20 protein-coding genes are annotated in these 23324 nt (G+C 64.3%); 16 read left to right on the top strand and 4 right to left on the bottom strand.

The window, feature by feature from the left end; all coding sequences use genetic code 11:
* Nucleotides 1-51 precede the first annotated feature (51 nt).
* Genes HBN54_RS09765 through HBN54_RS09750 form a run of 4 tightly spaced genes read right to left on the bottom strand, consistent with a single transcriptional unit; the run spans nucleotide 52 to nucleotide 5665 of the window.
* Nucleotides 52-1212 (bottom strand): glycosyltransferase family 4 protein, encoded by a 1161-nt coding sequence (locus HBN54_RS09765; protein ID WP_168672998.1) that lies wholly within the window; start codon nucleotides 1210-1212, stop codon nucleotides 52-54.
* Entirely contained in the window at nucleotides 1209-2459 is a 1251-nt protein-coding gene (locus tag HBN54_RS09760; protein ID WP_168672997.1) for a glycosyltransferase family 4 protein, read from the bottom strand. The genes HBN54_RS09765 and HBN54_RS09760 overlap by 4 nt, the downstream gene beginning before the upstream one ends.
* A complete protein-coding gene (locus tag HBN54_RS09755) occupies nucleotides 2456-3187 on the bottom strand; it encodes an acyltransferase (RefSeq protein ID WP_168672996.1) in 732 nt (243 codons plus the stop codon). Before HBN54_RS09755 ends, HBN54_RS09760 begins: the two co-directional genes overlap by 4 nt.
* Nucleotides 3188-3196: 9 nt before the next feature.
* Nucleotides 3197-5665 (bottom strand): nucleoside/nucleotide kinase family protein, encoded by a 2469-nt coding sequence (locus HBN54_RS09750; protein WP_168672995.1) that lies wholly within the window; start codon nucleotides 5663-5665, stop codon nucleotides 3197-3199.
* A gap of 787 nt (nucleotides 5666-6452) precedes the next feature.
* Between HBN54_RS09750 and HBN54_RS09745 the strand changes: the two genes are divergently transcribed.
* The 16 genes from HBN54_RS09745 to HBN54_RS09670 all read left to right on the top strand — a co-directional run bounded on the left by HBN54_RS09745 (nucleotide 6453) and on the right by HBN54_RS09670 (nucleotide 23322).
* Nucleotides 6453-6827, top strand: coding sequence for an Hpt domain-containing protein (locus tag HBN54_RS09745; protein ID WP_168672994.1), 375 nt, complete (start codon nucleotides 6453-6455; stop codon nucleotides 6825-6827).
* 4 nt (nucleotides 6828-6831) lie between these two features.
* Complete coding sequence (locus HBN54_RS09740) at nucleotides 6832-8061, top strand: glycosyltransferase (protein WP_168672993.1); 1230 nt, start codon at nucleotides 6832-6834, stop codon at nucleotides 8059-8061.
* A 41-nt stretch (nucleotides 8062-8102) separates the two neighbouring features.
* Entirely contained in the window at nucleotides 8103-9284 is a 1182-nt protein-coding gene (locus tag HBN54_RS09735) for a glycosyltransferase family 4 protein (protein WP_168672992.1), read from the top strand.
* A 49-nt stretch (nucleotides 9285-9333) separates the two neighbouring features.
* Complete coding sequence (locus tag HBN54_RS09730; RefSeq protein ID WP_168672991.1) at nucleotides 9334-9711, top strand: response regulator transcription factor; 378 nt, start codon at nucleotides 9334-9336, stop codon at nucleotides 9709-9711.
* 12 nt (nucleotides 9712-9723) lie between these two features.
* A complete protein-coding gene (locus tag HBN54_RS09725) occupies nucleotides 9724-10890 on the top strand; it encodes a sugar transferase (RefSeq protein WP_168672990.1) in 1167 nt (388 codons plus the stop codon).
* Nucleotides 10890-11642 (top strand): TolC family protein, encoded by a 753-nt coding sequence (locus tag HBN54_RS09720; protein WP_168672989.1) that lies wholly within the window; start codon nucleotides 10890-10892, stop codon nucleotides 11640-11642. Before HBN54_RS09725 ends, HBN54_RS09720 begins: the two co-directional genes overlap by 1 nt.
* Nucleotides 11639-13792, top strand: a complete 2154-nt coding sequence (locus tag HBN54_RS09715; RefSeq protein ID WP_168672988.1) for a GumC domain-containing protein — start codon at nucleotides 11639-11641, stop codon at nucleotides 13790-13792. The genes HBN54_RS09720 and HBN54_RS09715 overlap by 4 nt, the downstream gene beginning before the upstream one ends.
* Nucleotides 13793-13931: 139 nt before the next feature.
* A complete protein-coding gene (locus HBN54_RS09710; protein WP_168672987.1) occupies nucleotides 13932-15485 on the top strand; it encodes an O-antigen ligase family protein in 1554 nt (517 codons plus the stop codon).
* 37 nt (nucleotides 15486-15522) lie between these two features.
* Nucleotides 15523-16431: a glycosyltransferase family 2 protein gene (locus tag HBN54_RS09705; RefSeq protein ID WP_168672986.1), complete on the top strand. Its 909-nt coding sequence runs from the start codon at nucleotides 15523-15525 to the stop codon at nucleotides 16429-16431.
* Between the two features lie 5 nt (nucleotides 16432-16436).
* On the top strand, nucleotides 16437-17066 hold the full coding sequence (locus tag HBN54_RS09700; RefSeq protein WP_168672985.1) for an acyltransferase: 630 nt from the start codon (nucleotides 16437-16439) through the stop codon (nucleotides 17064-17066).
* Nucleotides 17059-18255: a glycosyltransferase gene (locus HBN54_RS09695; RefSeq protein ID WP_168672984.1), complete on the top strand. Its 1197-nt coding sequence runs from the start codon at nucleotides 17059-17061 to the stop codon at nucleotides 18253-18255. The genes HBN54_RS09700 and HBN54_RS09695 overlap by 8 nt, the downstream gene beginning before the upstream one ends.
* Nucleotides 18256-18583: 328 nt before the next feature.
* The gene (locus HBN54_RS09690) at nucleotides 18584-19279 is read left to right on the top strand and encodes an acyltransferase (protein WP_168672983.1); all 696 of its coding nucleotides are present in this window, start codon (nucleotides 18584-18586) and stop codon (nucleotides 19277-19279) included.
* A gap of 42 nt (nucleotides 19280-19321) precedes the next feature.
* On the top strand, nucleotides 19322-20491 hold the full coding sequence (locus HBN54_RS09685) for a glycosyltransferase family 2 protein (protein WP_168672982.1): 1170 nt from the start codon (nucleotides 19322-19324) through the stop codon (nucleotides 20489-20491).
* A gap of 210 nt (nucleotides 20492-20701) precedes the next feature.
* On the top strand, nucleotides 20702-20857 hold the full coding sequence (locus HBN54_RS09680; protein ID WP_168672981.1) for a hypothetical protein: 156 nt from the start codon (nucleotides 20702-20704) through the stop codon (nucleotides 20855-20857).
* 149 nt (nucleotides 20858-21006) lie between these two features.
* The gene (locus tag HBN54_RS09675) at nucleotides 21007-22416 is read left to right on the top strand and encodes a lipopolysaccharide biosynthesis protein (protein ID WP_168672980.1); all 1410 of its coding nucleotides are present in this window, start codon (nucleotides 21007-21009) and stop codon (nucleotides 22414-22416) included.
* A gap of 12 nt (nucleotides 22417-22428) precedes the next feature.
* The gene (locus HBN54_RS09670) at nucleotides 22429-23322 is read left to right on the top strand and encodes a beta-1,6-N-acetylglucosaminyltransferase (protein ID WP_168672979.1); all 894 of its coding nucleotides are present in this window, start codon (nucleotides 22429-22431) and stop codon (nucleotides 23320-23322) included.
* Nucleotides 23323-23324: the final 2 nt, after the last annotated feature.

Below are 23324 nucleotides of genomic sequence, written 5' to 3'. Positions count from 1 at the left end.
GGAGGGAGGCAAAAGGACTTGCGATAGAAAAACGGGGCAGTGGGGCGGCGGTCAGGCCCCGGCCAGCGTGCCCGGCGCCATGGGCACCGGCGCGGGAGCCGGGGCCGCAGCCCCGGCCTGTTCGGCGCGGAACGTGGCGAGCACCTGCCCGGCAAAGCGGCTGGCGGCAAAGCTGGCGGCCCGCTGCCGGGCCGCGGCGGCCATGCGCACGTAGCAGGCACTGTTGTAGGCCAGCAGGCCCAGGGCCTGCTGCAGGGCCTCGAGGTGGCGGCCATTGATGGCAAATCCGGTGTGGGTGTGCACGTTCACTTCGGCCACGCCGCCCACGGGCGGCACAATCACGGGCCGGCCGTAGCTCATGGCCTCCAGAATGGTCATGCCGAAGGTTTCGACCCATTCATCGGGCCGCGAGAGGTTCACGACCACGGCGGCGCGCTGGTAGTGCGGGTGCATGTCGTGCGCCGCCGGGAAAAGCGTGAGGTTGTTTGGCACCGAAATCTGGTTCCGGTAGCTGGCCACGGCGGCGGGCGCGGCGTTCAGCACCAGCTCGAACCGCAGCGCGGGCATGGCGCGGGCCAGGGCAACGAATTCGGGAATGCCTTTATAGTCGCGCAGCGAGCAAGCCATGAGCACCACGAAGGGCTCGGGGCTGCGGTTGGGCAGGGGCGTCTGGCTGGCTTTGGCAACGAAGGCGGGCGCTAGGGCGTTGTGCACCACGGCCTGCCGGGCCACTGGCAGCGCCAGCGCCGTGCGCACGTGCTCCGACACGCACAGCACTTGGTGGGCCGTGCGGGCGGCCACCGCGCACAGCAGCCGCCGCAGCAGCGCGGGCCGCAGCGACACTTCGTGCAGGTGGTACACCACCCGTGCGCCCCGGCAGCGGGCCGCCAGCGCCGCCCCGGCCGGCAGCAGGGTGTTCACGTACACGGTGCTGTCGGCGGTGGCCAGCCGCAGCACTTTCCAGAACAGCAGCCCCTGCACCAGTACAAAGTTGAGCAGCGTGCGCCACGCGCTGGCCGACCAGCGGTAGGCCAGCGCGTGGGTGGTCACGCCGGGCAGGTCGCTCAGGAACCCCGGTGCGCCGGGCGTGGCCGTGAGCAGGTCGATGGCATAGCCGGCCTCGGCCAGCACTTCCAGCGACTGGCGCAGCACCAGCGGGCTGCCGCTGCGGTCGTTGAGCAGGTGAACGGCAATAATGTGGGGCTTTTTCATGCGGCTAGCACTTGTTGGTACACGCGGTGAAGCTGGTGGCCGCGCCGCTCCCAGGTGTGGTGCTGCGCCACGTGGCGGCGGGCCAGGTCGGCCTCGGCGGCTTGCAGCAGGGGGGAGTGGTGCAGGCGCGTGAGCTGGGCGGCAAAGTCCTCCACATTGGCCGCGAAGGAGCGGTAGGGCACTTTGAGGGTGGAGGCAGCCGGGGTAAGCTCGCCGGGGCCGTCGTTCTCGTAGCAGAGCACGGGCACGCCGTAGCTCATGGCCTCGGCCACCACCATGCCGGCCCCCTCGTGCGAAGGGAAAAAGAACACCGACGCCTGCTGGTACAGTGTGAGCAGCTCTTCGCGGGCCAGCCAGGGCCGAATTACCACGCAGTCGGTCAGCTGATTATCAGCGAGCAGCTCGTTCAACCGGCCTTCCTCCGGGCCGCTACCGATGAGCAGCAGCCGGGCCTCGGCGCGGGCGGCGGCGGGTAGGGCGTGGTAGAATTTGGCGAAGGCCAGAATCACCATATCAAAGCCCTTGAGCGGTACCATGCGGGCCGCAATCATGGCCGTGAAGCCGATTTTGAGCGTTGTTTCGGCGTTCAGCTCCCCTGCGGCGGCCGGCAGGTCAATGGCCACCGAGGGCATAATTTCAAAAGCCGAAGCGGGGCGGCCCAGGCGGTGACCGGCGGTCGAGTTCATGCACAGCACGCGGCGGGCGGTGCGGCGCGTCAGCCACAAAAAAGGGTCGAGGTGCCAGAAAAAATGCTTCAGGCTGCCAATGAGGCGGTCTTTGCAGAAGGCCACCGCGCCGTAGCGGGCCAGGTGGCTGGCCGGAATGGGCGGGTGGTGCCCGATGGGCCCCCACACCAGCGGCCGGCCCAGCAGCCAGAGGAAGCTGGGTGTCCAGTCGTTATGGAAGTTGAGGTTGTGCACCACGTCCACGGCCGGGCGGCGGGCGCGCAGCCACAGGGCCAGGCCCAGCTGCCACATATAGAAGTAGATGAGCGAGAGCAGCGGGCCTTTTTTCCACCAGCGCGTCCAGGCGGGCAGGTCGAAATAGAGAAACTCTACGCGGGCGGCCTGGGCGGCCACGGCGGGGTTTTCGGCCAGGTAGCGCACAATGTGCGGGCCGTTGTTGCGGCGCGTCACGGCCACCACTTTCTGGAAGCGGGCGGCCTGGAGGATGAAATTCCAGCCCATGCCGTCTTCCGAGCCTTTGTAGGGATTGACGGCGTAGGCGGTGATTAATACGGTGTTCATGCGAGTGCGTTGACTAATTCGGCGGCGGCGGTTTCGGCCGGTTCGCGGTAGGCGATGATGCGGGCCGGCACGCCCGCCACCACGCAGCCGGCCGGCACCGGGCGCGTGACCACGGCGCCAGCAGCCACCACGCAGCCCGCGCCAATGGTCACGCCGTCGAGCACGGTTACTTTGCTGCCAATCCAGCAGTTGGCTCCGATGCTGATGCCCTGGCGCACCACGCCCTGCAGGCGGATGAGCGTGTCGAACTCGGCGTGCCGGTGGTTTTCGGGGTGGCAGCTGAAGTACTGGCCGATGATGCAGTCGTCGCCGATGCTCAGGCCACCGCCGCCGCCCAGGTAGGCAAACTCGCCGATGCCCACCCGGCTGCCCACCCGGATAAACCGGCCCGGCTCGCTGAGCGAAGTCGAGACAATGACCTGACTGAAAGCGCCGATGCTCACGTTGTCGCCCAGCGTCAGCCCATCAGTACCCAGGCCGCTGAAGCGCACGTTATCGCCCGTTTTCAGGAACTTCCCAAAGCGAATGAGCCCCAGGTACTGAAACCGGACGCCCTGGCCCAGCATGGCCCCGCCGCTGGCCCGGCCGCGCAGCCACAGTTGGCCGCCGCGCAGCAGGCTCAGGGCCGTCTGGAAGCCGAAGCCCAGCAGCACGGCGCTGCTCACGCGGGGGTGCAGGGCAAAGTGCGGGTTGCGCCGGCGCACCCATTTTTCGAGGAGAGATTTCATGGTGGCCGCTTAAATTTCCTGCTGGATGTACTGGCCAATCAGGGCCAGCGTGGTGTCCAAATCCTGGTTTTCGATGGGCACGTAGCGCGAGTCGCGGTAGCGGGCCCCAAGCTGGCCAAACAGCGTTTTGTACTGCTGCGTGAGCTGGGTGATGGTGCTGGCCGAAAGCTCCTGCTTGCGGCGCAGAATCTCCTGCGGGTCGGCGTAGAGGAAGAAGTTGAGCCGGGGCTTATTCACCAAGGCGTAGAGCGCTTGCGTGAGGCGGGCGGGCAGGTCGATGTTGCTGCGCCGGCCGTCGTTGATGAAGTCGAAATAATACCGGTCGTAGAGCACGACGTGGCCGCGCCGGGTGTGCCGGAGCCAGATAACGGCCTGGCCAAAAACATAATCGACATAGTAGTAGGCAAAGCGGGCCAGCGACGAGCCCAGGCTGTAGTTCTGGCCCTGGCGGGGCAGGTTCTGCACGCTGCGCGCCTCGGCACCCTGCTTGCCATACTTCCAGGCGCTGATGATGGGCAGCACCGACGGCCGGTGGCGGATGACCACCACGCGCTTGCGCCACTTCTTTTCGAGCCGCTCCTTCACGTGCTCAATCACCGTGGACTTGCCCGCGCCATCGACCCCGCTGAAGGTGATGATGAGGCCGCCCGGCCGCCCAAACTCCACCGCCGTGCTCAGCAGGTAGCGTAGGCCGCGCGCCCAGCGGTGGAGCCGGCCATTGGCCTGGGCCTGGCGCAGGGTGAAGGCCAGGTGCTCGGCCTTGGCCGGCACGTACACGCTGGCCTCGGCCAGGCTGTGGAAGGTGAGGCCGTAGGCGGCGGTGAGGTGGGCCAGCAGCGCCGCCTGCTGCCCGGCGGCCAGCTGCTGGAAATGCCGCAAATGGTTCAGCGGCAGGTTGCTCTGGTTGAGCCAGTAGAACAGCCAGGTGTACACAAAATCGTCGCGTAGGCTGGGCACGGGCACGCCGGCCACGGCCCGCTCGGCCTGGCTCAGCACGGCCTCGGCATCGAGCAGGCGCAGCTCCATGCGCTCGAGCTGGTGCAGCAGGTCGACGGACAGCAGGGAGCCATCCTGAAACAGGCAATCGACGGACTGCATGTGCGCGGCCGGCCGCAGCACCGCCGATTGCGCCAGCGGATAATGGCGCAGGAAGTGCACGCCCGCTTCCATATCGGCTTCCTCCAGCAGCAGGTCGAGGTCGGAAGATGGGGCGGGGTAGTAGGCGTTGGCGGCGCGGGGCTTGAGCACCACGCCGGGCTGGCCCAGCAGCTGCACGTAGTCGAGCAGGTCGAAAATGGCCAGCTGGCGGTGCTCCATGGCGGGGGCCAGCTCCAGGGTGAGCAGGGCGTTCCAGCCGTTCAGCAGCCAGCTCACCTGCGGGTGCCAGGCCGTTTGGGCGTGGTAGAGCAGCGCCCCGGTTGCCACCTGGTGCAGCAGATACAGCTGCCAGGCCACGCCTAACTCGGCCGCCGGCACCGTGGCAAAGTGCCGCTGGGCCGTGGCCAGCGCCTGCGTCCGGATATCAACCGCCGACCGGCGCGTGGTGAGCAGGGCCTGCTGCACCTCAAAATGGAACAGGTCGTAGAGCAGCGAGGCTTCGGGCAGGGCCAGCTCCAGGTCGTAGATGGCCAGCTTCTCGGGCCCCAGCCAGCAGTTCCAGGGCGTGAAGTCGCCGTGGGCAAAGCCGACCGAGATTTCCTGGTTGGGGTCGAGGGTGGCGAGCAGGTGCCGGAGCTTGGTGCGCAGGCCGAAGGGCACCCGCGTTTCGCTCAGCTCCTGCAGCTCGGCTACCTGCCCGGTAATGCTTTCCCAGCAGTTGCTGGCGGCCAGGGGCTGCCGCGTGCCCGTGGTGGCCAGCAGTTCCTGGAGGCAGCTGGCGTGGGCCGGCCCGAAGCGCGTGGCGCGCCGGGCGCCGGGCACCTGCACGCTGCTTTGCAGCAGGTGGCCGGGCTCGTAATCGAGCACCCGGGGCAGGTCGAACCGGGTGAAGCCGCGCTGGTTCAGGTGGAGCAGGGTAGTGGTTTCGGCCTGCACTTTTTCGGCCGAAACGGGGCCCAGCGGCAGCTTGGCAAACACCAGCTGGCCGGGGGCCAATGCGTAGCAGCACACCGCCTTGCGGTTGGGGCCGGGCGTACCGGTAAACAAGGCAAAATCGGCCCGGGGCCACACCTGCTGGCCGGTTGCCGCAAACTGCCCCGGCAAACGCCGAAAAAACACCCCCTGCAGCCGGCAGAAAAACACCAGCCGCACGAAGGCGCTAAACAGCCGCGCCTTGGGCGATGCCGCGTTGTACAGCTCCAGAAACAGGGGCTGCCGCAGGGTGGTGGGCCACAGCCAGCGCAGGCTGCCGTCGGGGTTGGGGCAGCCCCGCAGGCGCACCCCGCCAGTGGCTACCGGAGCGTAGCCCAGGCGGGCCAGCAGCGCGGGCAAATCGGCCGGGTCGGTGGTGTGGTCGGAAACGGGTAGCGAATGAGTCATGCCAGCCCCAGGGCGAATGGGGTGCCAAAGAAAATATAATTTTTAAGTAACTGAAAATTAATGCTTTAATAATGGTGTCCTTGGCCTCATCTCCACCGTGTGGAGAGGCTTTCCAGCATCTGGAGTGGTAGTCTGGCGCGCTTCTTTTGCAACAAAGCAGGATGGGAGAGGCGGGCCTGACGATGGCGGACCTCATGCGATAGCAGCTGAGTGCAGCAGGGGAGCCCTGAAGCGGGGCCTGAAACGCGTGCGTTTCAGACGGCTCTTTGCGGGTGGGCAGCCTGCTGTTGGCGGCGAGGCGTTGGTGGCGAAATCCGGGAATTATTAATTTTTGAAGCCCGGCTGGGTCGATGCCTGGTCAACGAGCGTTGTCCCAGCCGGGCTTCAGCGTTCTGGTCACCCGGTTCTATTACCGATACGTCGCCTCTCTGAGGCTGCCGGCCGACGGTCTGCCAGTTGGGTTTAGTGAGCTGTGCTGGCAATACGCGCAGCAAAGTAAAGGAGCCAACTGCCCACGCTCCAGATGTTGGATGCTTACTCTATAAGATGGAGTTTTTGCAGGATAGATGTATTTATAAATAATTGATTTTAAAATACATATCAAATAAAAATCTTTTGGCACCCCGTTAGCCTTGCAGCCGGCAGGCCAGGCCCGCTGCTTCAGCTGGGGCGTGCTATGGTAGCCCGCCCCCAGGCACTTTCTCCTGGTATATCCCTCTCACTATTACAACTGAACATGCAAACCCAGGCCCACTTCCAAACCGTTCCCCTGAACCCTGGTCATCTTATGGCCGCTGAAACAATGCCTCCGGCAGCGCGGCCGCTATATGATTTTTCCGGGCTGGGCAAGCTGGCTAATAACCCCGCGTTTGTGCGGGAAATGCAGTCGATGTTTGTGAACAAGGTGCCCGGGCAGATTGCGCAGCTCAAAGCGACCATCGAAGATGAGGACTGGGTGACCATTGCTTACCACGCCCACAGCCTGAAATCCACCTTCGGCAACCTGCGCATCGAGCCCAGCACCGGCCTGCTTAAAGAGATGGAGCTCATTGCCTTCCAGCACCGCGACAAGCTGGAGCTGCTGGCCATTCTGCGGGTGGTGGCCACGACGACCGACGTGGTGGTGCGGCTTTTTGAGCAGGAGCTGCGCCTGGCGGCCTGACGGTATGAACCAGGAAAACATCATCATGCTGTGCCAGCAGGACTGGGACCTGAAGCTGGGGACCAACGCCCGCAACCTGGCCCGGGAGTTTGCCCGGCACAACCGGGTGCTGTACGTGAATATGCCCCTGGATGTCAGTGCGTTGGTGCTGGGTTTTCGGCGGCCGGCGGTGCGCCAGCGCTTTCGGGTGCTGCTGGGTTGGGCCCAGGGGCTTACCTACGTTGAGCCCAACGTGTGGCTGTGCACCCCCAATTGCCTGGCGCTGTCCATCAACTGGCTGGCCTCGGCCCGCTTGTTTTCGATGGGTAATAAGCTGAACGCGTGGCTGCTGGCCCGTAGCATTCGCAAAGCTGCCCGCACCCTGGGCTTCGATGCGCCCTACCTGTTGCAGGACGGCCTCATCTTCCAGGGCACCGAGTTGAAGCGGCTGCTCAGGCCCCGCAAGTTCATTTATTACCTGCGCGACTACATGGTGACGGTGCCGTATTTCCGGCGGCACGGGCCGGCGGCGGAAGCGCGGCTGTTGCAGCAGGCCGACGTGGTGGCGGCCAACTCGGCGTACCTGACCGACTACGCCCACCGCACCAACCCGCACAGCTACGACATTGGCCAGGGCTGCGTGCTGGCCCTTTACCAGGCCGAAACCCGGCACGAAGTGCCCGCCGACCTGGCCGCCGTGCCGCTGCCACGCATCGGCTACACCGGGTTTCTGACCACCGTGCGGCTCGACCTGGAATTGCTGCTGGCCCTGGCCCGCAAGCGCCCCGACTACCACCTGGTGCTGGTGGGCCCCGAGGACGCGGACTTCCGGCAAAGCGCCCTGCACGGGCTACCCAACGTGCATTTTCTGGGCAATAAAACGCCCGCGCAGCTGCCGGCCTACGTGCAGCATTTCGATGTGTGCATCAATCCGCAGGCCGTGAACGACGTGACGCAGGGCAACTACCCGCTCAAAATTGACGAGTACCTGGCCATGGGCCGGCCCGTGGTGGCCACCCGCACCCGCACCATGGAAGTGTTTGCCGACTACGCCTACCTGGCGGGCAACCAGTACGAGTGGCTGGCCCAGCTGGCGCAGGTGCTGGTAGCGCCCGACCCCGAGCGCGCCGCCCGTGGCGTGGCCCTGGCCCAAAGCCACACCTGGGCGGCCAGCGTGGCCAGGCTCTACGCCGCCGTGCGGGCCGTGAGCCCGGCCCCGGCGGCCCTGGTGCCGGCCCTGGCCCCGTCTTGCTAACCATTGTTTCCCCAACGCTTACCACCTTCGCCTACCCCCTTATGCCAAGCAAAATACGAGTACTGGAAACCATTCGGCAGGGGCAGGTTGGGGGCGGCGAAACGCACGTCCTGGACCTGGTGCAGGCCCTGGATAAGTCGCAGTTTGAGCCCGTGGTGCTCTCGTTCACGCCCGGCCCCATGATTGACCGGCTCATGGCCATGGGCGTCAGAACCCACGTCATCCACACCGAGCGGCCCTTCAACGTTGCCACCTGGCGGCGGGTGAAACGGCTGCTGCGCGAGGAGCGGATAGACCTGGTGCACGCCCACGGCACGCGGGCGCATTCCAACACGTTTTGGGCCGCCAGGCAGCTGGGCCTGCCCGTCATCTACACGGTGCACGGCTGGTCGTTTCACCTCGACCAGAAGCCGCTGGCCCGCAAAGCCTGTCAGCTGGCCGAGAAGCTGCTGATGCGGCAGGCCGGCACCACCATCTGCGTATCGGAAAGCAACCGGCGCGACGGGCTGAAATTCAGCGATATGACCCGCGCCGTCGTCATCAAAAACGGCATCAACCTGCACCGCTTCAACCCCAGCCTGCGCACCTACAACGTGCGCGCCGAGCTGGGCATTGCCCCCGACGTGGTGCTGGTGGGCTACATCGCCCGCATGACGGCCCAGAAGGACCCGTTCACCATGCTGCGGGCCGTGGCGGCCCTGCCGGCGGGCCTCAACGTGAAGTTTTTGCTAGTGGGCAACGGCGACCTGAAGGCCGGGGCGCAGCAGCTGGCCCGGGCGCTGGGCATTGAAGCGAAGGTCATTTTTACCGATTTCCGCCAGGACATTCCCGACGTGCTGCAGGCGCTGGATATCTACTGCCTGCCTTCGCTGTGGGAAGGCCTGCCCATTGGCATTCTGGAGGCGATGGCCATGGGTAAGCCGGTCATTGCCAGCAGTATTGAGGCCACCAAGGAAATTATTGAGCACGGCGTGAACGGGCTGCTCGTGCCCATTAAAGCGCCCGCGCAGCTGGCCGCCGCCATTCAGCAGCTGGCCAGCAGCCAGGAGCTGCGCCGCACGCTGGGCGCGCACGCCTACCAGACCATTCAGGCGGGCTTCACGGCCGAGGCCATGACCCGGCAGGTCGAGCAGCTCTACCTGCAGCAAGTGCCGCGCAGTGCGGGAGGGGAGCGAAAGCAGCGCCTTAATCCGGCATTTGAGCTGGCCATCGAATACAAGTGAAAACAGCTGACCGGCTGCCGGTTACCCGATTTTATAACCTTCTGCAAACATGAAAAAAACTTTACTGGTCGTCGACGACGAGCCTACTATCCAACTCATTCTGAAGCGCTATTTCGAGGATGAGTACCTGGTGGTGCCGCAGCCCAACGGCCAGGCGGCAATGCAATGGCTGGACGACGGCCACGAGGTGGACGCCATTGTGGCCGACTACGAGATGCCCGTGATGAACGGCCCGGCCTTTATCAAGCGCCTGCGCACCAGTGTCTTGCACCGGCACGTGCCCCTCATCATGCTTTCGGGCAAGGAAGAGAGCAGCAGCAAAATCCAGTGCCTGCGCCACGGGGCCGACGACTACATGGTGAAGCCCTTCAACCCCGAAGAGCTGGACCTGCGCCTGAAAAACATGATGCGCAAGCTCAGCTTTTAAGCCCCGCGACCGATGACCAAGGCCCTAAAAACCGTCGTTTACCTCTCGGCCGATGCCGAGGAAGCCGCCCGCTTCCAGCAGACCTACGCCGACGACCTGGTGGTGCTGCACATCGACAGCGCCGCCCGCATGGTGGCCCTGTGCCAGCAGCCCGAACGCGCTTTTGAGGCCATCATCGACGCCGCGCCCCTCACTTCCCGCCTGGGGCTGGAGCTGATGCGGCTGCTGAAAAAGGAGCTGGCCGTGGCGTGCCCCATTTTCTGGCTGGCTAACGCCGACCTGACCCCGGCCGCCCATACGCTGCTGCTGGGCATTGCGGAGGTATTGCCCCCGCATATGGCCCACAAGGAGCTGCTGGCGCGCATTTATTTCGTGAACCGGGCCGCCGCGCCCGAAGCGGCCAGCCACTACGCCTTCCGCAAAACGCCGGGCAAGCGCGCCTTCGACATTGTGTGCGCCGCCACGGCGCTGGTGCTGCTTTCGCCGCTGCTGCTGGTGGTGGCCGCGCTGGTGCGGCTCGAATCAAAGGGCCCGGTGTTTTACTTTTCGTACCGGGTGGGCACGGGTTACAAGGTGTTTAAGTTCTGGAAGTTCCGCTCGATGCGCCCGGATGCCGACCAGCTGCTGGCCTCGATGAAAAGCCTGAACCAGTACGCCGTGGCACCTGCTGCGGCCCCAGTGGCGGCGGCGGGGCTGTGCGCGGCCTGCGCGCTCGGCGGCACGGGCCGGTGCCAAAGCCTGCTCTTCAACGACACGGGCGCAGCGATTTGCGAGAAGCAGTACTGGCTCGATAAAAAGGCGCAGGGCGGCGCGGCCTTCGTGAAAATTGCCAACGACCCGCGCATCACCCGCGTGGGGCATTTCATCCGCAACACCAGTATTGACGAGCTGCCGCAGCTCTGGAACGTGCTGCGCGGCGACATGGCCATTGTGGGCAACCGCCCGCTGCCGCTGTATGAGGCCGAAAAGCTGATGACGGACCAGTTTGCGGCCCGGTTTATTGCGCCAGCGGGCATCACAGGCCTGTGGCAGGTGATGAAGCGCGGCAAGGGCGGCGAGATGTCGGAGGCCGAGCGCAAAGGCCTTGATAATGAGTACGCCCGGCACCACTCGCTGCGCAAAGACCTCGAAATTCTGCTGCGCACCATTCCGGCGCTGTTCCAAAAGGAGAACGTGTGATGAAGCCATTTGTGCTGCTGTTGCTGGGCCTGCTGGGGCTGGTGCTGCCGGGCCTGGGCCAGGCAGCGGCACCACCGCCGGAGGCGTGGCAAACTGCTTTTTTCGAGAATCCGGCGGTGGCGCTGCCGCTGCTGGTGGCCGCCGCCGTGCAGCACTCGGCCGCGCTCGAAGCCATTAAAACCGACCAGCGCATTACGCATGAAGACCTGCAAATGGCCCGCAAGGCCATTCTGAGCAGTATTATCCTCTCAAATAACTTCGGCTACGGCAACATTGCCAGCGTGACTGTGGCCGACCAAAGCCTGCTGCCCAACGCCGGCACCACCTCGTCGCAGACGCATTATTCCACGGCCATCAACCTGAACCTGCCGCTGGACCGGCTCCTGAGCCGGCGCAACCAGATAAACCGCCAGCAGCTGCAATACCAGAAGCTCGAGCACTTGCAGCAGGCCCAGGAAGACGGCCTGCGCCAGTCCATCATTGAGCTGTACCAAAACGTGCTGCTCGACCACAAAGTGCTGGCCCTGCGCCAACAGGCTTACTACTCGGCCCAGATAAACTACCAGCTGGCTGAGAAGCAGTTCAAGGCCGGCGAAATGCTGCTTGGCGAGGTGTCGCAGCTGAATGACCGATACATAAACGCCGCCATCGAGCAGCAAAATGCCCGCAGCCGGTACGAAACCGCCTTCATGGTCCTCGAAGACTTCGTCGGCGGCAAAATCTCCGTCCTGATGACCGCCCCCGCCAAATGAGCCCCACCGACATCCTGCGCCTCCTGTTGAAAAACTGGAAACTGCTGCTCGCGGTGCCGTTGGCGCTGGGCGGCTCGCTGTTTTATTTCACCCGCCACGAGGCCAAATCCTACGCTTCGGAAACCACTATTTATACCGGTATTGCCTCGGGCTACTCGCTCACGGGCAACTCGGAGAGCGACTATTTCCGAACCAGCAACGCCTTCGATAACCTGCTGTCGCTGATAAAATCGCGCGAAACCAAGGAGCAGGCCGCCTGCTACCTGCTGGCCAGCCACCTGCAACTGAAGGAGCTGGACGCCACCCAATTGAGCTGGGCCTCGCTCTCGCGGATGCGGGCACTGCTGCCAGCCGCGCTGCGCCGGCAGCTCACCGGCCCCACGCTGGCCGCCACCCAGCGCAACGTGACGGCCTACGCCAGCGCCAACGACACCAACGAGCTGTACCGCCTGCTGAACTCGCACGACCCCGTGTATTCGGTGGAGGCGCTGGGCAAGGTGAATGCCACCCGCATCAACAGCAGCGACCTGATAAAGCTGGAGTTGGAAACCGAGGACGCCGCCATTTGCCGGGCCACGCTGGCGCTCACCACGCAGGTGTTTCTGGCCGAGTACCGCAGCCTGCGCATGAGCCAGACGGCCGCCGTAATCCGCTACTACGAGGTGGAAAGCGAAAAGGCCCTGAAGCGCCTGAACGACGCGGAGGAGAAGTTCCTGGTCTTCAACCGCGACAACAACATCATCAACTACTACGAGCAGACGAAGTACATCGCCGGCGAGCGGGAGTACCTGTACTCCGACATCAACAAGATTGAGATGCAGTACGCGGGGGCCCTGGCGTCCCTGGCCGCCGTGGACAAGAAGCTGGCCGGCCGGGGCGCGTCGCTGCTCAGCAGTGCCGAATTGCTGCGCCAGCGCAAGCACCTGGAAAGCCTCAATACGGAAATAGCTAACCAGCAGCTGTTTGCCCGGCAGCAGGAAACCGATGCCGCGCCGCGCACCCAGCAGTTGCAGGTGCAGGCCGCCGAAACCGTGCTGGCCATCCGCACCACCCTCAACGACCATTATGCCCAGCTCAACTCCGTGGAGGGCATTCCCAGCAAGGGCCTGCTCGATGAATGGGTGAAAAACATGCTGGAAGCCACCGAAAACAAGGCCAAGCTGGAGGTGATGGGCCGCCGCAAGGGCGAGTTTATGGCAGAATACCACAAAATGGCCCCCCTCGGGGCCATGCTCAAGCGCATCGAGCGGGAAATCGACCTGACCCAGAAAACCTATTTCGCCCTGTTCACCAGCCTCAACGACAGCAAGGCCTCGCAGCAAAACAATGAGCTGACCACCAATCTCAAAATCGTAGCGCCGCCTTTTCTGCCCTCGCAGGACAAGGGCGGCAAGCGCCTAATGCTGGTGGCGGGCGGGGCGTTTGGCGGCTTTTTCTTTGTGGCGGCCACCCTGCTGGGCATGGGCCTGCTGGATAAATCGCTGCGGATGCCCGCGGTGGCGCAGGCACAGACCGGCCTGCCGGTGCTGGGCCTGCTGCCGGCGCACCCCACCCACCCCTTCAAAAAAACCAAAAAGCCCGCCCAAGCCTCCAAGCTCCGCGACCACAGCTACGAGCACGCCGCCGCCGAGCACCTGGCCCGGCAAGTGCTGCGCCGGGTGAGCGCCGTGCCCGCCCGGCCCTTTGTGGCCGGCGTGCTGAGCCCGTTGCGCCAGGAGGGCAAAACCACGGTCGTTCAGTCATTGGCTCACAGCTGCAATGCCGGCGGCCTGCCCACGCTGGCCCTCTACCCCGAAGGCACCGACGCCGGCCCGGCCAACGACTATACCCGCTACTACTCGCCCGCGCAAGCCACCCTGCACCGCTGGAACCTGGCCGAGCTCACCCAGCCCCGCGCCGCCGATGTGCAGCTGGTGCTCATCGAATTCCCGGCCCTGCTCGAAGCCACTTACCCCGTCACCCTATTCCCGGAATTGAGCCTGGTATTGCTCACCCTCAAAGCCAGCCGCAGCTGGAAACCCACCGACCAGCAAGCCGTGGCCGACCTCCGCGCCGCCACCGCCGCGCCAGTGGAAATCGTGCTCTGCGGCGTGGCCCGCTATGATAGTACGGACTTGATTATCCCCATCGAAAAGAGCAAAACTGCTTGAAAAACAGACTGTCATGCAGAGCACAGCATCTCGCGTGCCACCACTAATCCCTGACGATTGAATTACTGCCACACGCGAGATGCTTCGCTGCGCTCTGCATGACGGTCAATTAAGCTTACCAATCCCACTCCAATCCCCCATGAAAGCCCTGTCCCTCCCCATATCCCTCAGCCCCGCCCTGGGCCGCCAGCTTTTGCTGCCGGGGGCCGTGCTAGTGGCGCTGGGCACGGGCTGGCTGGCTAGCCGAATGGGCATTATGATACCCGGCCTGCTGGTGGGCCTGCCCCTTGCGGTGCTGTGTCTGGCGGCGCTGTTTCAGCATCCGCGCCTGGGCGTGGTGGCTTTTATCGTGTATTGCTTTCTGGTGATGACCATCAACCGGCACCTGAAGGGCGCGCCGTTTGGGCTGGGCATGGACGGTATTCTGGTGCTGGTGTGGCTGGCCGTTATCTTCCACCGCAACCGGGAAGTGGCCGACTGGTCGCGGGTGAACAACGACCTGTGCAAGCTGGGCCTGGCCTGGTTCGTCATCACGGTGTTCGAAATTGGGAACCCCGCCGGGGCCAGCATTCTGGGCTGGTACTATGAGATGCGCGGCACCACGTTCTACTGGTTTCTGAGCGTGCCGCTGGCCATGATGCTGTTCTATCGGGCCAAAGACCTCAAGCTTTTCCTCACGCTGGTCATCTTCTTCTCGGTAGCCGGGGCGCTCTACGGCCTCAAGCAAAAGGCCTTCGGGCCGGATGCGGCCGAGCAGTTCTGGCTCGATTCGGGCGCGGCCAAAACGCACATCCTGTTCGGGGTGCTGCGGGTGTTTTCGTACTACAGCGAGGCGGCGCAGTTCGGGGCGTCGCAGGCGCACGTTTGCGTGGTGTGCCTGGTGCTGGCGCTGGGCCCGTTCAAGTGGTGGAAGCGGGTGGTTTTCGGGATTGCCAGCGCCCTCTGCCTGGAAGGCATGCTGATTTCGGGCACGCGCGGGGCCATGTTCGTACTTATCGCGGGCGTGTTTATGTACCTCGTGCTCAGCAAGCAGGTGAAGGTGCTGGTGCTGGGCGGCGCGCTGGCCGTGGGCGCGTTTGGGGTGCTCAAGTACACCACCATCGGCAACGCCAACCCCAGCGTGGCCCGCATGCGCACCTCCCTCGACCCCAACGACCCCTCGCTGCAAGTGCGCCTGCGCAACCAGGCCAAGCTGCGCGAGTACCTGGGGCCCCGGCCCTTCGGCGGCGGCGTGGGCGTGATTGGCATGTGGGGCGAGAAGTACAACGCCGATAAATACCTCTCCACCATCGCGCCCGACAGCTACTTCGTGAAAGTGTGGGCCATGTACGGCATCGTGGGCTTCCTCATCTGGTTTGGCATGATGCTCTACATCCTGGGCAAAAGCTGCGGCATCGTCTGGCGCATCCGCGACCCGCTGCTGCGGCAAAAGCTGCTGGCCCTCACCGCCGGGTTCATGGGCATTCTGATGGGCAGCTACGGCAACGAAGTCATGAATCAGATGCCCTCGGCCATGATTGTGTACATCGGCTGGGCCTTCGTTTTTCTGGGGCCGGCGCTGGATAAGGGGTATGCGGAGCGTCATGCTGAACAGCCCGTCATGCAGAGCGCAGCGAAGCATCTCGCGTGCAATGATGACTCAATTAGTAGAATTAGTGGCGGCACGCGAGATGCTTCGCTGCGCTCTGCATGACGGCTTTTTACCCGACATCACTCCCAATCCCGTCCCCATGCAGCCCCTCGTTTCCATCATCACCGTCAACTACAACCAGCCCGGCATCACCTGCGAGCTGCTGGCCTCGCTGCGGCTGCTGACCTATTCCAACTACGAAGTGATTGTGGTCGACAACGCCTCGCCCACGCAAAGCCCGGACCCGATAGCCGCCCAATTTCCGGAGATAAACCTCATCCGCTCTTCCCACAACCTGGGCTTCGCGGGGGGCAATAACCTGGGTGTGGCAGCGGCCCGGGGCAAGTACGTTTTCTTCCTCAACAACGACACCGAAGTGGCCCCCGGCCTGCTGGAACCGCTGGTGGCGCTGTTCGAAACCAACCCGCAGGCCGGCATCGCTTCTCCCAAAATCCGCTACTACCACTCCGCCGGCCTCATCCAGTACGCCGGCTGCGCGGGCATAAACCCCTGGACGGGCCGGGGCCGCACCATTGGCAGCCGCGAGCCGGATGTGGGCCAGCACAACGGCTCCTTCGCCACCGGCCTGGCCCACGGCGCGGCCATGATGCTGCCGATGCGCGTCATCCGCGAGGTGGGGCTGATGCCGGAGCTGTACTTCCTCTACTACGAGGAGCACGACTGGTGCCAGATGGTGCGGCGCGCCGGATACGAATGCCATTACGTGGGCGCGGCCACGGTTTTGCACAAGGAATCGGTGTCGGTGGGCAAGGCCTCGGTGCTGAAAACCCACTACATGTACCGCAACCGGCTGCTGTTTATGCGCCGCAACGTGCGGGGCTGGCAGCTCTGGAGCGGGGTTCTGTTTTTCCTGCTGGTGGCCGTGCCCAGGCATTCGCTCTCCTTCCTGCTCAATGCCCGGCACGACCACCTGCGGGCCCTGTGGCGCGGCCTGCGCTGGCACTTGCAGCCGCATAATGTTCATCACAACCACTTTCTTTCCGTCTGAACGCCATGACTGTGGTATCTGATTTTCGGCCACTGCTGGTGCAGCGGCTGGCCCTGCTCCAGCAGCAGCAACCCGACTTGAGCAAGCTGGGCCTGGCCTTCGGCGTGGTGCGTGATTTGGGCGCGGGCCTGCTGAAGATGGCGGCGGCCCGCTTCTACCTGCATAATACCCAGCTCGGCAAACAGGTTTCGGTGAAGGGCCGGCCGCTGTTTCGCAACGCGGGCCGCGTCATTCTGGGCGACCAGGTACGCATCTGGTCTGATATTCAGCGGGCTAAAATCTTCGTGAGCCGGGGCGCGGTGCTGCGCGTGGGCGACAACTCACGCATCAACGGCGCGCACATTTCCGTCAGCATCGGGGTGGATATCGGCCGCAACGTCCGCATCGGGCCCAATGTCGTCATCATGGATGATGATTTTCACGATGCTGCCAGCCACTTTTCGGCTGGCAAAACCGGGGCCATCCGCATCCACGACAACGTCTGGATTGCCATGGGCGCCACGGTCCTCAAGGGCGTGACGATAGGAGAGGGGGCGGCCGTGGCCGCCGGCGCGGTGGTCACCAAAGACGTGGCACCCTACACGCTGGTAGGCGGCGTGCCGGCCAAACCCATCAAAAACCTGCGCCATGAATAGCCTGCTTTTCTGGGCCGGCCTGCCGCTGTACGTGGCCGCCGCCTACCTCCTGCTAAACGTGTTGTACCTGCTGGCTTTTGCGCTGGCGGGGCACCTGCCGGCTCGCCCGCGCCTCGCCAGCGCCGTAAGCGGCCCGCCCCGCCGCATGTGCGTGCTCATGCCCGCCTACCACGCCGATGCCGTAATTCGGGAAACCGCCCCCGCCGCCCTGGCCCACGCCTACGCCGGCCCCGCCGATGTCTGCGTCGTTGCCGACGGCCTGCAAGCCAGCACGGTAGCTGCGCTGAAGACCGACGGCGTGAACGTGGTCGAGGTCAATTTTGCCCAAAGCACCAAGGGCAAGGCCCTGCTCGCCGCCCTCACCGCCCTGCCCGCCGACCAATATGATGTGGCAGTGATTCTGGACGTGGACAATGTGATGGGGGCTGATTTCCTGACGCAGGTGAACGACGCTTTCGCGGCCGGCAACCGGGTGGTGCAGGGCCACCGCACCGCCAAAAATCTGGATTCACCATTTGCCGTGCTCGATGCCTGCAACGAGGAAATTAATAACCACATTTTCCGGTTGGGCCACGCCCGGCTGGGCATGTCGCCGTCGCTCATCGGCTCAGGCATGGCCTTTGAATACGACTACCTCAAAAGCCTGCTGCAGGACATCGGCGACACGCCCGGCGAGGACAAGGAACTGGACTTCCGCATCCTGCGCGACCGGGTGAAAATCGCCTACCTGCCGGAAGCGTTGGTGTATGACGAAAAGATTGGCAGCGCCGCCGTGTTCGGCACCCAGCGCACCCGCTGGATGGCCGCCCAGTGGGAGTTCCTGCTGAAGTATTCCGGCGAAGGCTTCCGGCAGCTGGGGCGCGGCAACTGGGAGTTTTTCGACAAAATAGTGCAGACCGCGCTGCTGCCCCGGGTGCTGCTGCTGGGCCTGCTCACGCTGCTGGTGCTCATGTCGTGGATACTGCCTTTTGGCCCCACGCCGGGCTTTTGGGCGGCGCTGCTGCTGGGCACCGGCGCTGCGCTGCTGCTGGCGCTGCCCCGCCGCCTCTACAGTAGGCAGGTGGCGCTGGCCGCCGCGCACCTGCCGGTGGCGCTGGGGGCCATGGCGCTGGCCCTGCTCCAGCTCAAAAAAGCCAAAACGTCCTTCCTGCCCACGCCGCACGCCGCCACGGCCAGCCGCCCCACTTAGCTCGCCTCATCATGCCCTGGGAAATCATCGCCCTGCCCGCCCTGCTTTGCCTCGGCTATGGCTTCTGGAAAGGCCTGCGCGCCAGCCAGGACGAGGAACCCCCGGTCTGACCGCCCTAGGCGGTCTGACCGGTTGTCGCCAGCACGTTCCGGTAGACAACGACAACAACCGGTGGCATAAACAACGACAACCGGTGGCATAAACAACGACAACCGGTCGCATAGACAACGACAACCGGCCGCAATAAACAACGACAACCGGTCAGACCGCCTAGGGCGGTCAGACCGGGGATATGCCTCCCGCTATCCCACCATTCTCAACTAACCCAATGGCCGCAACTCTTACCCCAGCCAGCCCGACTGCCACCCCAGCTGAGCCGCAAAAAGGCAGCTTTGCCAGCCGCATCAAGCGCGACCCGCGGCTGAAAAAGCTGGCCGCGTACCTGCTGTTTCAGCCGCGGCGGGCGCGGCCCCGCTGGTGGGTGAAGTGGCTTGCCAACCCCTTCGTGCACACTTATGGGCGCGGCTCGCTGCTGCGCCGCGTGCGCCGCGATTTGATTCCCTTCAATGCCTTCGTGCTGGGCGCCGATTCCATTATTGAAGACTATACCACGGTGGCTAACGGCATGGGCGGCATCGTGATTGGGGCGCGTACCCTGGTGGGTATCGCCAACGTGCTGATTGGCCCGCTACGCATCGGCAACGACGTGATTATTGCCCAGAACGTTGTGTTTTCGGGCATGAACCACGGCTACGCGGACGTGACGAAGCCCATCCGCTACCAGCAGTGTACGGCGGCCGAAATTGTGGTGGAAGACGACGTCTGGATTGGGGCCAACGCCGTGATTACGGCCGGCGTGCGCATCGGCAAGCACGCCGTGGTGGCCGGCGGCAGCGTGGTCACCAAGGACGTGCCGCCCTACTCGGTGGTGGGCGGCAACCCGGCGCGCATTCTACGCCAGTACAGCGCGGCCACGGCAATGTGGGAAAAACCCACCGGCCTGGCGCCGAATCTCGGCCGCTGAGCGGCGCGGCCAATCAATCATTCCACTAAAAATCATCGAACGATGCTAACCTTCCTTTTCTGGCTGTTTCTGGCCGTGGTGCTGTATACCTATCTGGGCTATGGGCTGATAGTCTGGGCCTGGGCGAAGCTGGCGCGTGGCCGCCGGCCAGCCCTGCAGCCTGCTTTCGAGCCCGAGGTCACGCTGGTAGTGCCGGCGTATAACGAGGCCGATATCCTGGCTGCCAAAGTCCGCAACTGCCTGGCCCTGGATTATCCGGCCGAGAAGCTGCAGCTACTGTTCATCACCGACGGCTCCGACGATAATTCGGGCGAGGTACTGGCGCGCTTTCCCACCGTGCGGCACCTGCACCTGCCGGCCCGGGGTGGCAAGTCAATGGCCGAAAACCGCGCCATTCGCTACGTGAGCACGCCCTGCGTGGTCTTCACCGACTGCAACACCCTGCTCAACCCCGAGGCCGTGCGCGAACTGGTGAAGCATTACGCCGACCCGCAAGTGGGGGCCGTGTCGGGCGAGAAGCGGGTGCAGGCCGACGGCAGCCCGTCGGGCGCGGGGGAGGGCCTGTACTGGAAATACGAATCGCTGCTCAAGCGCTGCGACTCGGACATTCACAGCCTGATGGGCGCGGCGGGCGAGCTGGTTTCCTTCCGCACCGAGCTCTTCAAGCCGCTGGAAGCGGATACCATTCTCGACGATTTCGTGCAGTCTATGCGCATCGTGAACGCCGGCTACCGCGTGGTGTACGAGTCCCGGGCCTATGCCATGGAGCCGCCGTCCTTTTCGCTGGGGGAGGAGATGAAGCGCAAGGTGCGCATCTGCGCGGGCGGCTGGCAGGCCATGAGCCGGCTGCCGGCGCTGCTCAACCCGCTGCGGCAGCCGGTGGTGGCGTTTCTGTACGTGTCGCACCGGGTGCTGCGCTGGAGCCTCACGCCACTGCTGCTGGCGCTGCTACTGCCGCTGAACGGCCTGCTGGCCATGCACCAGGGCGGCTGGTACGCCATCCTGCTGGCGGCGCAGCTGGGGTTTTATGCGGCGGCCGGGCTGGGCTGGCGCTTGGCGGCGCGGGGCCGGGCGGCGGGCCCGCTGCTGGTGCCGCTCTACTTCACGATGATGAACGTGGCTGTGTTCCAGGGCTTCTGGCGCTTCGTGCGCAAGGCCCAGCCGGCCGCCTGGGATAAGGCCCAGCGCGCCGCTGTAGCCACCGCGCAATAGGCACCCAAACAGGAGGTCATGCTTCAGGCAGCGGCCCCCGCTTATCACCGACCCAAAGCACGTCGCCTGGGTTTATATCAACCATAAACACTTGAAATAATGTAAGATAATCCGAATTTGGCCCGGACGCGGAAGCCGTGCTCCCGGTCGCCATCGTCGTTACCCTCACCACACTTTTTTAAATGAATTCACACTTTCCCTATCCAAATCATGCGTACCCTCACCATCATTCTCGCCATCCTGTTCTTCGCGCCAACTGCTAACGCCATCAACATTTTAGGCTTCGGAAAGCCTTCGGCCTATCAAAAGCATGTTCGTAGCTACATGAAGAACGGCCGCAGCATGCGTCGTCCGGCGGCCCACTAAGCCACCGATAAATAAGCCGCCCCAATCAATCGACTTTCCCTGAGCTGACAGGCTTGTTGCGTTCCAACGCGGTAAGCCTGTCAGCTCAGGGAAAGTTTCGGTCCGGCCCGGATAGCCGCAAAGCACTTTTTACTCTGATTTCCTGCCGCATGAAAATTCCCTTCCTCAACAAGCTCAAGCCATTGCTGCGCAACAACCAGGCGCTGTCGCTGGCCGGCAATCTGGTGGCGTCGGGGCTCACGGTGGTGTCGGTTTCGCTGCTGTTTCGGGCCTTGCCGGTACAGGAAATCGGGGCCTGGGTGTTCTTTATTTCTATTTTGGGCCTGGGCGATGCGCTGCGGGCCGGGGGCATCACCACGGCGTTTATTCGCTCGTATTCGGGCGCGGCGCGGGCCCGGGCGGCCGAGGTAGTGGGCTCGACCTGGGTGCTGGCCCTGCTCATCACCGGCACGCTGATTGCGCTGGCGCTGCTGGCCCGGCTGTGGCCCGGCCCGGTGGCCAATATCAGCCTGGCGCTGTTTATTAAGTGGTTTCCGGTCACGTTTGTGCTCACGCTGCCGTCGTTTTTGGCGGCGTGCGTGCTGCAGGCCCAGCTGCGGTTCGACAAGCTGCTCTACCTGCGGCTGCTCACGCAGGGCACGTTTATCCTAGGCATTATCACGCTCATGCTGCTGCACCAAACCACGCTGGAGCGGGTGCTGTACTGCAACCTCGCGGCCGCCGCGCTCACCAGCCTCGTGGCCCTGCTCATGGGCTGGACGCGCATCGGCGACCTGCCGGCCCGCACGGCGGCCTGCGTGCGGGAGCTGAGCCATTTCGGCAAGTACAGCGTGGGCAGCTACATCGGCTCCAGCCTGCTGCGCAGCTCCGATACGTTCATCATCAACTTCCTGCTCGGGCCGGCCCCGCTGGCGGTGTACAACCTGGCCCAGCGCTTCATGGAAATTATTGAAATTCCGCTGCGCAGCTTCATGGCCACGGCCATGCCCTCGCTCTCGGCCGCCTTCAACCAGGGCGATACCCCGGAAATGGCCCGCATTATCCGGCGCAACGCGGGCCTGCTCACCTGGCTGCTGCTACCCGTGATAGTGGCCACCGTGCTACTGGCCGACGTGCCGATTCGCCTCATCGGGGGCAGCAAATACGCCGGCACCGAGGCGGCCAACCTTCTCCGCATCGCCATTGCCATGGCCGTGCTTTTTCCCATCGACCGCTTCAGCGGCGTGGCCCTCGACGTGCTGAACAAGCCCCGCCTGAACCTGCTGAAGGTGCTGCTGATGCTGGCCGTGAACGTGGCCGGCGACTTCATCGGCATTCATTTCTGCCACAACATCTACGGCGTGGCGCTGGCCAGCCTGCCCACCATCGTGTCCGGGTTTGTGTTTGGCTACTTTCTGCTGAATAAGTCCCTGCCCATTGCCATTCCGGACATCCTGCGAGATGGGCTGCTGGAAATCCAACGCCTGTTCCGACGCCTGTCGGGCCGGGCCATGTTGGCACCCGCCCCCGAAGCAGCAGCCTGGGATATGAGTCGCCCCACGCCCACGCCCAACCGCTAATCGACTCTCCACATGCGTATTGCCCATCTTATTCTCACGCACCAGGGCCCCGCGCAGCTGGCGCGCCTGCTCGCTGCCCTGACGCACCCCAATGCCGATTGCTACGTCCACGTCGATAAAAAAGCCGATTTGGCGCCCTTCGCCTTCCTGCAAAACCAGCCCGGCGTGTTCTTCACCCGCACCCGCCTCGACGTGCAATGGGGCGGCTACAGCCTGACCAACGTGGTGCTGGCGGGCAGCCTCGAAATCCTGGCCCACCCCGCCCGATACGACTTCATCAATGTGCTGAGCGGCCAGGACTATCCGCTGAAATCGGCCGAGCAGATTCATCGGTTTTTTCAGCAGCAGGCAGGGCAGTCCTTCATCGAGTGTGAGCCGCTGGGCTCGGCCTGGTGGCAGGCCAACGCGCGCCGCGTGGAGCGCTATCACCTCACGGAATTTCCGTTTGCCGGGAGCCACGCCGTGCAGAAAGTCCTCAATGCCCTACTGCCCAAGCGGCGGTTTCCTTTGCCCTACGTGCTGCACGGCGGCAATATGGGCGGCTGGTACACGCTCAGCCGCGCCGCCGCTACCTACCTGCTCGCCTTCCTAGACCGCCAGCCGCGCCTGCGCCGCTTTGCCCGCCTCACTTGGGGCTCCGACGAGTTCCTGATTCACACCATCCTGTATAATTCGCCGCTCCGCCCCACCATTGTCAACGACAACATGCGCTACATCGACTGGGCCGGCGGCGGCCCCAGTCCCCGCACCCTCACCCGCGCCGACCTGCCGGCCCTGCTGGCCTCGCCCAAGCTCTGGGCCCGCAAGTTTGCGCTGGCGTCGGACCCCGCCGTGCTGGATGCGCTGGATGCCGCGCACCGCACCTCAGCGGCCCTATGGCCCATGGGCCCGGGGCTGGCGGCATAGGC

The organism is Hymenobacter artigasi (genome assembly GCF_012275535.1).
GTDB lineage: Bacteria > Bacteroidota > Bacteroidia > Cytophagales > Hymenobacteraceae > Hymenobacter > Hymenobacter artigasi.
The sequence above is the reverse complement of the archived record's forward strand: the minus strand, read 5'-3'. Positions and strand labels throughout refer to the sequence as shown.